The organism is Acinetobacter sp. CIP 102637 (assembly GCF_000368425.1).
Lineage (GTDB): Bacteria > Pseudomonadota > Gammaproteobacteria > Pseudomonadales > Moraxellaceae > Acinetobacter > Acinetobacter parvus.
The window spans coordinates 540,876-554,181 of sequence record NZ_KB849435.1 but is presented as its reverse complement, the minus strand read 5'-3'; the positions used below and the strand labels follow the sequence as shown (position 1 = coordinate 554,181).

The 13,306-nt window shown below is 40.4% G+C and carries 13 protein-coding genes and 2 pseudogenes; 8 read left to right on the top strand and 7 right to left on the bottom strand.

Features of this window, described 5'->3' with window-relative positions:
- The first annotated feature begins 132 nt into the window (after nt 1–132).
- From crp to F967_RS05620, 3 genes are all read left to right on the top strand, one after another.
- The gene (gene crp / locus F967_RS05630; protein ID WP_004681047.1) at nt 133–840 is read left to right on the top strand and encodes a cAMP-activated global transcriptional regulator CRP; all 708 of its coding nucleotides are present in this window, start codon (nt 133–135) and stop codon (nt 838–840) included.
- Between the two features lie 216 nt (nt 841–1,056).
- On the top strand, nt 1,057–1,833 hold the full coding sequence (locus F967_RS05625; protein WP_004798747.1) for a M48 family metallopeptidase: 777 nt from the start codon (nt 1,057–1,059) through the stop codon (nt 1,831–1,833).
- Between the two features lie 180 nt (nt 1,834–2,013).
- Nucleotides 2,014–2,514, top strand: coding sequence for a YqhA family protein (locus tag F967_RS05620; RefSeq protein WP_004798746.1), 501 nt, complete (start codon nt 2,014–2,016; stop codon nt 2,512–2,514).
- Nucleotides 2,515–2,712: 198 nt separating this feature from the next.
- On the opposite strand, the pseudogene F967_RS05615 reads toward F967_RS05620, so the two are convergent.
- A pseudogene (locus tag F967_RS05615) lies at nt 2,713–3,346 on the bottom strand (transposase).
- A gap of 266 nt (nt 3,347–3,612) precedes the next feature.
- On the opposite strand from F967_RS05615, the gene mutS reads away from it, so the two are divergent.
- From mutS to F967_RS05595, 5 genes and pseudogenes are all read left to right on the top strand, one after another.
- Nucleotides 3,613–6,285 (top strand): DNA mismatch repair protein MutS, encoded by a 2,673-nt coding sequence (gene mutS / locus F967_RS05610; RefSeq protein ID WP_004798737.1) that lies wholly within the window; start codon nt 3,613–3,615, stop codon nt 6,283–6,285.
- Between the two features lie 9 nt (nt 6,286–6,294).
- Nucleotides 6,295–6,459, top strand: a pseudogene (locus tag F967_RS14720) (hypothetical protein).
- Nucleotides 6,460–6,627: 168 nt separating this feature from the next.
- Nucleotides 6,628–6,957: a ferredoxin FdxA gene (fdxA, locus tag F967_RS05605; RefSeq protein WP_004639922.1), complete on the top strand. Its 330-nt coding sequence runs from the start codon at nt 6,628–6,630 to the stop codon at nt 6,955–6,957.
- Between the two features lie 130 nt (nt 6,958–7,087).
- Nucleotides 7,088–7,807: a M15 family metallopeptidase domain-containing protein gene (locus F967_RS05600; protein ID WP_004798736.1), complete on the top strand. Its 720-nt coding sequence runs from the start codon at nt 7,088–7,090 to the stop codon at nt 7,805–7,807.
- 269 nt (nt 7,808–8,076) lie between these two features.
- Nucleotides 8,077–8,745 (top strand): O-methyltransferase, encoded by a 669-nt coding sequence (locus tag F967_RS05595; RefSeq protein WP_004798735.1) that lies wholly within the window; start codon nt 8,077–8,079, stop codon nt 8,743–8,745.
- A 388-nt stretch (nt 8,746–9,133) separates the two neighbouring features.
- Here F967_RS05595 and F967_RS05590 read toward each other — a convergent pair whose 3' ends face one another.
- The 6 genes from F967_RS05590 to lptC all read right to left on the bottom strand — a co-directional run bounded on the left by F967_RS05590 (nt 9,134) and on the right by lptC (nt 13,279).
- Complete coding sequence (locus F967_RS05590; RefSeq protein WP_004798733.1) at nt 9,134–9,976, bottom strand: universal stress protein; 843 nt, start codon at nt 9,974–9,976, stop codon at nt 9,134–9,136.
- 120 nt (nt 9,977–10,096) lie between these two features.
- A complete protein-coding gene (locus tag F967_RS05585; protein ID WP_004798731.1) occupies nt 10,097–10,708 on the bottom strand; it encodes an acyltransferase in 612 nt (203 codons plus the stop codon).
- On the bottom strand, nt 10,701–11,300 hold the full coding sequence (locus tag F967_RS05580) for an IMPACT family protein (RefSeq protein ID WP_004798729.1): 600 nt from the start codon (nt 11,298–11,300) through the stop codon (nt 10,701–10,703). Before F967_RS05580 ends, F967_RS05585 begins: the two co-directional genes overlap by 8 nt.
- Nucleotides 11,301–11,452: 152 nt before the next feature.
- Nucleotides 11,453–12,199: an LPS export ABC transporter ATP-binding protein gene (gene lptB / locus F967_RS05575; protein WP_004798728.1), complete on the bottom strand. Its 747-nt coding sequence runs from the start codon at nt 12,197–12,199 to the stop codon at nt 11,453–11,455.
- On the bottom strand, nt 12,199–12,747 hold the full coding sequence (gene lptA / locus F967_RS05570) for a lipopolysaccharide transport periplasmic protein LptA (protein WP_004759693.1): 549 nt from the start codon (nt 12,745–12,747) through the stop codon (nt 12,199–12,201). The genes lptB and lptA overlap by 1 nt, the downstream gene beginning before the upstream one ends.
- The gene (lptC, locus tag F967_RS05565) at nt 12,731–13,279 is read right to left on the bottom strand and encodes an LPS export ABC transporter periplasmic protein LptC (protein WP_004798726.1); all 549 of its coding nucleotides are present in this window, start codon (nt 13,277–13,279) and stop codon (nt 12,731–12,733) included. Before lptC ends, lptA begins: the two co-directional genes overlap by 17 nt.
- Between the last annotated feature and the right edge of the window lie 27 nt (nt 13,280–13,306).

The following is a 13,306-nucleotide window of genomic DNA, read 5'->3' as shown; positions in this document are numbered from 1 at the left end:
AACGTTATAAATTTACCTAGTTCTTGTACACTAACATAAAATGAGTTGATAAGGAATTTCATCTCTTCTGTGTAGAAAAGGCTTTAACAAAGCCTGTGCGATCGGTTTCATCCAAATTCGGAAATTTTAAGCATGACTTCAAATTTTTCACAACTTAGCACTGATGCTTTATCTCCAGGCCAACTGCCTGAGTCAGTAAAGGCTTTGCTAAAACGTGCTCATATTAACAGATACCCTAAACGCACCACGATTATTGATGCTGGAACTGAATCAAAATCACTGTATTTAATTTTAAAAGGTTCAGTGTCAATTATATTACGTGAAGATGATGAGCGTGAAATTGTTGTCGCCTACCTCAACCCAGGCGACTTCTTTGGTGAAATGGGTCTTTTTGAAAAGAATCCTCAACGTACCGCAGAAGTACGTACCCGAGATGTATGTGAGATTGCTGAAATTTCCTACGACAATTTCCATGAGTTAAGCAAGCAATACCCTGACCTAAGCTATGCAGTATTTGCCCAGTTGGTACGCCGTCTCAAGAACACCACACGTAAAATGACTGACCTTGCGTTCATTGATGTGTCTGGTCGTATTGCTCGTTGCTTAATTGATTTATCTGCTCAACCTGAGGCAATGATTTTACCAAATGGTCGTCAGATTCGTATTACCCGTCAGGAAATTGGCCGTATCGTGGGCTGTTCACGTGAAATGGTTGGCCGTGTGCTTAAAACGCTTGAAGATCAGGGCATGATCCAGACTGAGGGTAAGGCCATTTTAATTTTTGATACGTCTTTAGAAGAAAATGCTTTTTCTGAAGAGGAGTTTGACGACGAAGATTGATTTCATCAGGCTTCTGTCTCACTATCAAAGCCAGTGCAAAAACACTGGCTTTAATTTTATCAATTTATGTGAAAATTCATGCAATATGACAAAATAGTGATTACATAATTACAATGATTATAGAGCCATTCGGAATGTAAAGCGTTATAAACATTTTTTTATAATCCTCCTTAATCATGACGATATTCATAAAATACTGATTTGGAGCAAATAAGTATGAAAAAATTGGCTTTAAGCTTTTGTGCGATCACTGTAATGACCATTTCAGGCTGTGCCTCATTTGCAGATATGGCGGGTGCAGACAGCGCAACCCTGAATGCGCAATCTGCACAAAGTTTTGCAAAAATGACTCAGGAAGCACGTGCCAAAAACCAGTTGGATACCAGTTCAAGTACCTATCAACGTATTAATAGTGTGTTCCTGCGCCTGAAACCTTATGCTGATCAACTCAATCAAACAGGTCAACGTTTTGACTGGCAACTGGCGGTATTAAAGTCTGATAGCGTCAATGCCTATGTGGCACCAGGCGGTAAAGTGGTGTTCTACACAGGTATTGTCAACAAGCTAAATTTGAGTAATGATGAAATTGCAGCAATCATGGGCCATGAAATGACCCATGCACTTGAAGAACATGCAAAGAGTAAGATTGGTGCGCAGGCACTGACCAACCTGGCGATTGGCATTGGTACGTCTTATGCGGGTACCAATATCGGCGATCTAGGCAATGCCGCAATTAATTTGGGCAGTCAAATTGGTATTGGTCTGCCTTATTCGCGCAATCTTGAAAGCCGTGCCGATTATGGCGGTTTAATGCTGATGGCAAAAGCGGGCTATAACCCAAATGCAGCCATTAGTCTCTGGGAAAAAATGAATCGTTTAGATGGTGCGGGCGGTGCTTCATTCTTGTCAACACACCCATCGAATACACAGCGTATTAGTGATATGCGTAAAAACCTGCCAGCTGCGATGGCGCTGTATAACAAACGCCGTTAATAAGCATTATGGCCTTTCTTACAAGAAAGGCCTATTTCAAGATACGGCTTTGTTGCACAAAGATTTCATAACTATATGATTTTAAAAGTTTTGATTATTTTTTGATCCAAAATTAAATTTATTTAAATCAGATGCTTACATATTTATGCAACAAAGCCTCATTTTAAGGGATGTTATCAAGTGCTACAAAATTTTTTTGAAAAGAGTAGATTTTTAGTTATTATAGTTATTATAAATTGCATAATATCTTCTATTTTTTTATATTTATCAACTATATATCTTCTAATTGATACAATAATTTTTATTATAAAAAATATATATGCAACTAATTTTGAAGTAAAAATAGTTGTTGTTAAATTTTTAAAAATCCTCGATGTCTCGTTAATTGCTATTACATTTCATTTAATTTCAGCAGGTTTTTATAAATTATTTATTCAACAAGCTATTTTTGACAATAGTTCTTTTCTTAAGACACTATCAATTAATAAGTTTCATGATCTAAAACTTATTATATTACATGTATCTATTATAGTTATAGTCATCTTGTTTTTAGAAGATATTGTTGTTTTTGGTGGAACTTTAGCCAACTTATATGCTGGTATTTCTTCTAGCCTAGTCATATTAGCAATAATTTTTACTTGTAAGCTATTAGATAATGATCATCACAAAGACGATGAATAACTTAAATCGCAAGGACTCATTTATAATTACTCTTTTATTTGAGCATTTAATTGAAGTTAAGATTAGAGATCGTCATGTATTGAGAAAAAATGTCTGATTCAAACTTCACTAAACTCAAAATTGCGTCAAAGATTGCAGCTTCAAATGGCTTTGTTGCACAAAGATTTGAAATGCAAAGCGCCCCTAATTGAGCCAAATTTAAGGCGTAACTTGGGTAAGTGGTCGACCTAATTCCGTAAATCTGTTGAGGACTGCTACACGTGCATGAATCTCATTCACTTGGCTATCAAAACTCCTTTTTTCCATAGTGTCCTGCCTAAACGTTTAACTGTTCGAAGTAATTCATTTCGTTCTAGCGAGATGCTCTTTGTATCTTTCCATGGTTTCGCATTTTTTCTAGGTGGAATCACCGCATGCGCTTGCCGATCTGCAATGACCTCACGAGATTGCTTGATGTCATAAGCTCCATCGCTATAAACAGAGTCAACCCGCTCATCTTGTGGAATCTGATTAAATAAATCACCAAGCACCTGTAAATCACTGACATTATTGGTTGTGGGCTGAACTGCTCGTATTTGCAGGGTTTTGGCATCTATACCAATATGTAGTTTAAGCCATTGGCGACGATATTACGGAATAAGGATTTAATCATTAAGCAGCATTGGATGGCTGCATCGGAGTAGGTTTGATTTCGCCCTTGTTTACCTTTTGATGGAGCATACCATTGCATAGCAGGATCAAACCAAATGGCAATATTTCCGCGACTCATGAGTGCTCGGTTATATGCGGGCCAATTGGTTGTGCGCTAGATTTTGTGTGTAGACTTCTTCATTTGAAAATTATATCGCTGAAAAAGCCTTTACAGATAGGTTTGTGCAACAAAGCCTCATCTACCCCAATTTGCTAAGATAGCAAATTGGGAGAATTTATATCTCCTCACACACTGTTCATTCATTTTTGACCGAGAACAAGGTACACTAAAACCTACACTTTCTTTATAGATTGTCTCAAATTTACATAAGAAAAGTGCTTAAGATTGGTTAGTTAACCAAATTTTCTAATTAGAAATTTACTTTTATATTCAAGGATTTAACTCGCATGAATAGTGACACAGTTATGGCTGATCTTTCATCCCATACGCCGATGATGCAGCAATACCTAAAAGTCAAAATGGATTATCCACATGCGCTATTGTTCTACCGTATGGGGGACTTTTACGAATTATTTTTTGATGATGCCCATCAAGCAGCTAAACTTTTAGGTATTACCCTCACCCATCGTGGTAAAACCAACGGCGAACCAATCCCAATGGCGGGCGTACCCTATCATGCCGCAGAGGGATATCTTGCCCGTTTGGTTAAAGCTGGCCGTACAGTTGCCATTTGTGAACAGGTTGGCGAGGGCGAGAGTGCAGGCTCTCGCGGTAAAGCACCAATGGAACGTAAAGTAGTCCGTATTCTAACACCAGGAACTTTGACTGATGATGCATTACTTAGCAGTTATCAGTCTTCAAATCTCGTTGCTTTATGTATTCAACAAAATCAAATTGGGTTTGCATTACTTGATTTGAGCGCGGGTATTTTTAAAGTTCAACAACAGGACTACAAGCCTGAACAGCTTCCCATTGAACTGGCCCGTTTGATGCCAAGTGAAATCCTGATTGACGAAGACCTGATTGATCAAAACATTATTGAACAGATTAAGAAAAATCTGGAATGTCCAATTACCAAACGTCCAAACGTTGATTTTAACTTAAATAATGCACAAAAGACCTTATGTGACCAGTTTGCAGTTTCGACCTTGTCAGGTTTTGGATTGGACCCAATTCCACTGGCAAAAGCAGCGGCGGCGGCATTAATCCATTATGCCAAAGAAACCCAAAAAACAGCCTTGCCGCATATTCGCTCCATTCAGATTGAGCAAAGTACCGACTTTATTGCACTTGACCCAATTACACGCCGAAATCTGGAAATTATTGAGCCTTTGTTTGATCATGGCACATCACTGTTTCAACTGATTAATGACTGCCAAACCGCAATGGGTGGTCGTTTACTAAGCCGAACGCTGATGCAGCCGATTCGTGATACTGCTATATTAGATGCTCGATTAGATGCCTCAGAGCAATTATTAAAAGGGTTTCATGAGTCTCCTGTACGTTTAGTATTAAAAGAAATTGGTGATATTGAACGGGTACTGAGCCGTGTTGCTCTGGGTAGTGCACGTCCACGCGATTTAGTTCAACTGCGTCAAGCATGTGCACAAATTCCATTTTTACGACACGCTTTAACACCTGTTTTAAAAACACAGCAATCCAGATTATTGACTCAACTTGATCAGGAACTTGGCGATTTTAAGAGCCTACACCAACATTTAATGGCGGCGATTGTTGAGAACCCACCTGTGCTGTTGCGTGATGGTAATGTCATTGCTGAGGGTTATGATGATGAGCTGGATGAGTTACGCAAAATTCGTGATCATGCTGGGCAGTTCCTGATTGACCTTGAGATTAAGGAACGTCAACGGACAGGCATCAATACCCTAAAAATCGGCTATAACCGTGTCAGTGGTTATTATATTGAGTTGACACGCGTTCAGGCCGAGCAGGCACCTGCCGATTATATTCGCCGTCAAACCTTAAAAAATGCCGAGCGTTATATCACTCCAGAGCTCAAGAGCTTTGAGGACAGGGTACTTTCGAGCGAATCCCGTGCATTGGCGCGTGAAAAACTCCTATTTGAATCATTGCTGGATGAGTTGCGCCAAAACATTGCCCATCTACAAATGATGAGTGCAGCAATTGCCCATATTGATGTTCTCGCCAATTTTGCCCATCAGGCACGTCTCAATAACTGGGCTCGACCTGAATTTACCCCAGAAACCAGTATCAAAATTCAGGGTGGTCGCCATCCTGTGGTTGAAGCCTTAAATAAGACACCCTTTACACCAAATGATACATTCCTTGATTCCCAGCATCGTATGGCCATTATCACGGGGCCAAACATGGGTGGTAAATCAACGTTCATGCGTCAAACAGCACTGATTAGTCTACTTGCCTACTGCGGCAGTTTTGTTCCTGCCAAATCAGCAAAATTAGGTTCGATTGACCGTATCTTTACCCGTATTGGTTCAGCCGATGACCTTTCTACAGGCAAATCTACTTTTATGGTGGAAATGACTGAAACCTCACAAATTTTACATCATGCAACCAGTCAATCTTTAGTGCTGATGGATGAAGTGGGTCGTGGTACGAGTACTTATGATGGTCTCTCTTTAGCTTGGGCATGTGTGCTTGACTTGACCAAACGTGTGAAATGCCTGTGCCTGTTTGCAACACATTATTTTGAATTAACTGAACTGGGTGGTGAAGCAGGTATTGATAACTATCATGTTACGGCGCAGGAATTAAACGGCAATCTAATCTTGCTGCATAAGGTTCAGCATGGCCCAGCGAGTCAGAGTCATGGTTTGCAGGTGGCAAAACTGGCGGGTATTCCAGCCAATGTGATTAAAGAAGCACAAAAACGTTTAAAGATTCTGGAAAAACAACAGCACCAGCATTTGCAAAATACTGTACAGACTGATTTATTCAGTGCAATTGACCATAAAATCGAAACTCACTTTGTTGAGCGCATCATTGAAGTGCAAGCCCATTCACCTGCACTGGAGTTGTTACAAAACATTGATGTCGATGAATTAACCCCACGCCAGGCACTTGAACAGCTTTATCAATTAAAGGCATTATCTAAGACAGCTCAAACAGTTGAGAGCTAATCCATCAAAATGTCACGTGGAGATAAATCTGCCTACACAGCAAAACAGAAAAGATAGGCGAAGCATATTGAGGAAAACGAACTGGATCAAGGGCGCTAAGATGCTGAACGTATAGCCTGGGCAACGGTGAATAAACAAGATGGTGATGGTGGGCTAAAGAAAAAGCATAAATAAGTCGATTAACCCTGTTGTTGAGACTTATTATCAACAAAAGTCATATAAATAAGTCCATTTCATTGATACGAATAATAAATATCAATAAAAGGAATTGTTTCTATCGGTCTTTTTTGCCTAAAATACGCTATTCAAAATGAAAATCATATTTTTTAGGTAGCTGCCGCCATGACGTTTGTTGTCACCGAAAATTGTATTAAATGTAAGTATCAAGATTGTGTTGAAGTTTGTCCTGTAGACTGCTTCTATGAGGGGCCAAACTTCCTTGTGATCAATCCAGATGAATGTATTGACTGTGCATTGTGTGAACCTGAATGTCCAGCAAATGCGATTTTCTCGGAAGATGAACTACCAGAAGGTCAGGAAGTGTTTATTGAATTGAATGCTGAATTATCAGAAAAATGGGCAGGTAATAACATCACTCAAATTGGTGAACAACCTGCCGATCGTGAAGAATGGAATGGCAAGCCAAATAAATTGCAATATTTAGAAAAATAATCATAGAAAAGACCAGTATTAACTGGTCTTTTTTTATACTCGAATCACACATTTCTTTGCAATTGCATCATTATTCATGCGCTATTTTGCATTAAAATGATACACATATCGTTTGTGAAATTTCTTTTTTATGATGCAAAATAAATTACAGGGCCTTTTTTCATTTTTTATCATCCCTGTGATGATGGTCGGTTGTGTCAGCTCAACCACCAAAGTGCCCCAAAATAACAACATCGGAAAAAGAATTTATATTCCTCAGGAACAGGTCACCATTACCCGCCCTATTCCCAATAAGATTGAACCTGCCTCTTATCGCATCTGGCTCAATCAGGACGAGAACTATGCACGCGTTCGTGAATATGAGCAGTTTTTAACACGCAACAATCTGGCACATATTATTCCAAGTTTTGAATTACTGCGTACCGCACGGGACTGGCAAAAATGTGGGCGCTCTGAATATATGGTGCCTAACCGTGAGTTATGGAACAACTCACTTTCAACCTTGCGTGTGTTTAAGTACCTGATTGCAGCCAAAATTTTGACAGATTTTGAAGTGACTTCGGTTTACCGTGATCTTCCCCTGAATCAATGCGCTGGCGGAGCCAGCTCGTCCAGACATTTATTCAACTCAGCCATTGATTTGCGTATTGGTCCTGAATTTCCTCAACCACAGGATTATGCTTTTATTGAGCAAAGCAAATTCAAGCTTTGCCAGTTCTGGGCACAGCATGGTCAAGGTCTCAATCTGGGTATTGGTCTATATAGCTCAGGGCAAATCCATATTGACACACAGGGTTATCGAACATGGGGGCCTGACCTAACCCGCAACAGTTCAATGTGTAATTTTTAGCGTCAGAAAAATGCTTTCTTTAAAGAAGCATTTTTATTTAATTGATGGTTTGTAATTGTAACTTACCTCAGTCAAGCATTTTATTTCGTTTAATTTTATTGATACAAGCAAAGATCATTTTATGGATCATCGTGGTGAGTTCCACTACATATAATATGTTCAATCATTAAACATAAATAAACTTTGATTTCTCATTTATCCCTAATCAAATTGCACTCTAGATATAAATGTTTAAAATGCAGCTAACAGATTTATAGGTAAACCTGATTATGCAACAGATGTGGACAGACATTGATGAATATATCAATTCACATTTAATTCCCACTGACCCAAAACTTCTACATGCATTAGACAATACCGATCAGCAGGGTTTTTCTAATCATCTGGCTGTTGCACCCAATCAAGGTATGTTTTTACAAATGCTGATTCAGATGAATCAGTGCAAGCGCGTGTTGGAACTGGGAACTTTTGCGGCTTATAGCACCATTTGGCTGGCAAAGGCCTTACCCGAAGATGGTTATCTACTGACCGTTGAAGGACGTGATACCCACGTCATCTTGGCGCAGGAAAACATTGATTATGCCAATATGCCAACCACGATCGAACTGAAAAAAGGTCGTGGTGCAGATATTATGAAGCAACTCATTGCTGAAGGCAGTGAAGCTTTTGATTTTATTTTTATTGATGCCGACAAACAAAGTTATCCTGAATATCTGGAATTAAGTTTACAACTGTCTCATTCGGGCACCATTATCGTACTGGATAATGTCATTCGTGCAGGTGCAATTCTGGATGAAAACAATAAAAAACCAAGCATTGAAGGTATTCGGGATGCTTTTACGGCATTAAAAGATCATCCAAAGCTTTTATCCTGCACAGCCCTACAAACTGTGGGGTCAAAAGGCCATGATGGTTTTGCAATTGCGATTGTGAAATAGAGATTAAAAAACAACCTGAAATTTTTAATTATTTAATATCAATTACTTATATTTATACACAATGTTTTTCCATATAGTTATCCACAGTATTTGCGGATAACTAGTAGAGGGTCTATTAACACTTCACAGATGCTTGCGACAGCGATCATTTTTTAGGCGGAACAAGGCATGTATTGTGAAATTTAGTCATTCTAAATGAACAAGACATAACGCAGTAACGACAAAAAATGCTCCTGTCCCGTAGGGTTATGGCTAAAATATCCACAAACTTCGTTATGAAACTTGACAAGGGTCGCGCCATTGCCTACGTTTCATGCCTTGTTTGAGTCATTTTAGCCTATAACGCAATGCATGGCTGAAGTGTAATAGACCCTCTTATAAAAATGAATTACTTAGCCACAAGCAAAGGCACATTGGCATTACGGAAAATTGTGGTGGTAATGCTACCCAAAAAGAATTGATGGATTTTACTGTGGCTGAAAGCCCCCAGCACAATCAACTGAATCTTATGCTCTGCCTGATATTCAAGAATATTTTGTGCCACATCTCCATAACGGTAGACAGGTACAACCTCTATACCAGCATCCTTTAAATACTTTTCAGGTTCGGTCAGCATTTCAGGATGATCACCAACATAAAGTAAGTGACATTGCAGTGTTTTCAATAAATCACTTTGGGCAATGCGTTGCAGCATTTTTTGACAGGTCGGTGAATATTCATAGGCAAAGATAAAACGTCTTGGTGCTTCAAAATGCTCGCCTACCGTAATCACTGTACAGTTTGCACCACGAATAAAGTTTTCTACGTTACTGCCAATCGGCTTATTCTTCTCGACCGCCCGTTCACCCACACGCCCAATAATGACAACATCATTCTCTTTTAAAATATTAAAGCTCTGTTCAAGAAAATCGCCTTTTTCCTGAATCTTGGTACTGGTTAAACCATATTGTTTTTCAATCAGTTCAGAAATATGTTTTAGTAAGTTATTACTGTAGTCGAGTGCGAGTTCACTTTGCTTTTGCTCAAGTTCGGCCAGCTCCTTAAGCAGCATGGCATTACTTTCAAAACCAATGACACCGCTGATTTCACCTAAATGATAGCTTGCTGGATAATAGTCCAGGATTTGCAACAGTACTAATTCTCTTTGCGTTTGCTTCGCCACCCATGCGGCTGCTTCAGCGACCGCCTCGATACAAGGTGAAGAATCAATACATGCAATGACACGGTTCATGTTCGCCTCTCTTTAGGTTTAACACCTTAGGTCTTGTACTTGTTTTTAACTTAACACAGATAAAACCAGGATAGGTTAAATTTATGTATCGAATCTTCTGAACTTTTTCATGCTATTTTCTTATTTTCGATATCGAATCAAGCGAGCTGGATTACCTGCAACAATGGCATGCTTGTCAATATCTTTGGTCACCATACTGTTCATTCCAATGACGGCATGATCACCGATTGTCACACCATCTTTAATCCCCACATGCGCCCCCAGCCAAACATCCTGTCCAATCTCAATGCCTTTTGAAGTCACTGCCTGTTGGTAAATCGGACGTTCTAAATCCATACCATGATCGAAAGCATATAAATGGCTATAGGCTGCGATACGCACCTGATCATGCAGCTTAATGCCTGCACGTCCACCATCTAAAATACAGTGGTGGTTAATTGCTACCTCATTGCCAATCTGCAACGGTCCATGCAAAGTACAATCCGCCGCAATAAAGGTGTTGTCACCAATGCTAATCTTGCGACCACGCTCTGCAAAAATATGCGCTAAAGGAGAAATAAAACAGTTCTTTCCAATCTCAACCGTTTCCATTTCCATCAGGTAGGCTTGATATTCCGCCTGCCATTGTTCCGCCCATTCCCGATGTTTGGGTTTCAATGACCAATATAGCCAGGGCATATAATTTAAACGATGTTTATGCTGCTCCCGATACTTCAATAATGGATCAGTCATCTACAGGTTCCTCAACAATCTTAACCTGCTCACGTCCTCTCGTCAGGTCCTGAAGTTTATGCCTGAGTGGTTCAATTTGCTGAACTTGTACACGCGCCTCAATCATCACCCCATTTTCAGTATAGCTTTCCTGATATTCAATCTGTTGCTGCATCAACTCATACTGGATAATCGCCCATTCATTAAACAGGCAGGCAAACTGTATTGCTTTTTTCTCAATTAGCTCAATTTTCTCAGCCAATAGCAAACATTGTCCAGCACAGCCACCATAAGCCCGTACCAGTCCACCTGTGCCCAGCTTGATTCCGCCATACCAACGGTTAACCATGACAATCACATTGGTTAAATCATTGCCCTCTATGGTTGCCAGAATAGGACGTCCCGCTGTTCCAGAGGGTTCACCATCATCATTAAAGCGTACATGGTGCCCTATCTTCCACGCCCAGCATTGATGAGTGGTTGATGTATCTTTAGTCTGCCCTAAAAAGGCCTTGACCTGTTGTTCATTTTCAACAACCGCAGCAATCGCCTGAAAACGACTTTTTTTAATTTCTTCTTCAAAAGTAACCGTATGGGCAATGGTGAATGGCATAAAAATCTAGAAAAAAGTAAAAAAGAAATTATATCAATTTTTGTAGATGAGAGAGGTATCTCCAATTCGGAAAAGAATACATGTTTACTTTTTAATGATAACTTATAAAAAAGAACCCGCAGGTTCTTTAGGATATAAAAAACTGTTCAAATTTAAGCCACAAAATCGTCACCCAAATACACTTTACGCACCTGCTCATTATCCAGAATTTCCTGAGGCGTGCCTTCAGCAATCACCGATCCTTCACTCACGATATAAGCCTTTTCACAAATGGCCAAAGTCTCACGCACATTATGATCGGTAATCAACACCCCAATACCACGTTCTTTTAGGGTTTGGATAATATCCTTAATATCACCCACGGAAATCGGGTCAACCCCTGCAAATGGTTCATCCAGCAGCATAAACTTCGGATCGGCAGCCAATGCACGTGCAATTTCAGCCCGACGGCGTTCACCACCAGATACACTCATACCCAATGAATCCTTAATATGATTGATCTTAAAATCATTCAAAAGCTCAGTCAGCCGTTGCTGGCGCTGCTGCTTATTCAGGCCCTTACGTGTCTCCAAAATTGCCATAATATTTTCAGCAATGGTCAGCTTTCTAAAGATAGACGCTTCCTGAGGTAAATAGCCAATTCCCTTACGCGCCCGCTCATGCATAGCCAGATCGGACAGGTCAAGGTCATCGAGGTGAATCTCGCCCTTGTCCATACGCACCAGACCAACAACCATATAGAAGCTGGTGGTTTTTCCCGCACCATTCGGCCCAAGCAGTCCGACAATCTGACCACTTTGCATGGTAAAAGAAACATCTTTCACAACCCAGCGCTTGCTATAATTTTTCGCCAAATGCTTAATGCACAATGTCTGTGGTTGCTGACCTGACTGTTCCATTAATCACGTGCCCCTGGAAAGCTTTTTGAACTTGATGGTGGAATGATAATCTGAATACGATTAGATGATGAACCCTGCGCCTCAACATCGCCCTTGTTCATACTGTATTTCAACCTGTTGCCGCGAATACTGGAACCATCCTGATAGAGATAGGCATTGCCAGTCAACGTGATAATCCCTGTGTCTGCGTTGTAGACAATATTCTGCGCCTCACCGCGTGCCAACCCCTTGTTGGCTTCTATTTGCTGCTGGAACTTGGCAGGTTTGCCTTTGGCGGTAATGGTCTGAATCTCGTTTTTACTGTTCAGTGTGGCAACCAGTGAGTCCGCCTGAAGCTTCATGGTGCCCTGTTCGATCACCACATTGCCCGTATAAGTGGTAATACCCGTTTTACTATTATAAGTCGCGTTTTCAGCCGCCAGAGAAAGTTGTTGGTTACGGTCTGACGGTAAAGCAAAACCTGAGGCAGAAGAGAGTGCAACCACCGCAACACAAGCCACCTGTTTCAGGAAAGATGAACGATACTGGGTATTAAGGTTTTGGCGCATACTTTCCTCGAACTTTGAAAAATTCATATTGACCCTGATTGAGGTCTGCTTTTAGTCCCTGACTCACAAACTCAGCCGTTGGTGACTGCACAATGACCTGATGCTGCGTTTCCAGTTGTCTGGTTTTCGGATAGCCTGTGAGTTCATCCGTATGAAACTCCATTTTACCCTGTTCAGATAATTGTGTCGCAACCACGTCTCCAGTCAGGACTACTTTGCTATTGTCATCGTAACCATTTGCCTGTTTGGCAAAAAAGGTCGCATCAGGCTTGCCCTGTTTGTACATCACCGCATTGAGCTGATCAAGCTGTGATGTTTTCTGTTGCATATCCTGTTGCAACTGCTTGATTTCGGCACGAATATATAAATTCCCCTGCTCATCTGTTTGTGTAAGATGAACGCCCTGTGCTGAATATGTCATATTTTTAGCTGAATCAACTTCCAGCTTTTTTGCCTTGCCGCTGTAATAGTAATAGCCGCCACTGAGCGCAGCAACAATTACAGCAACAACATATAAAACCTTGGTATCCATAAACAGGGTGCCCTAACCTTGAGGGAG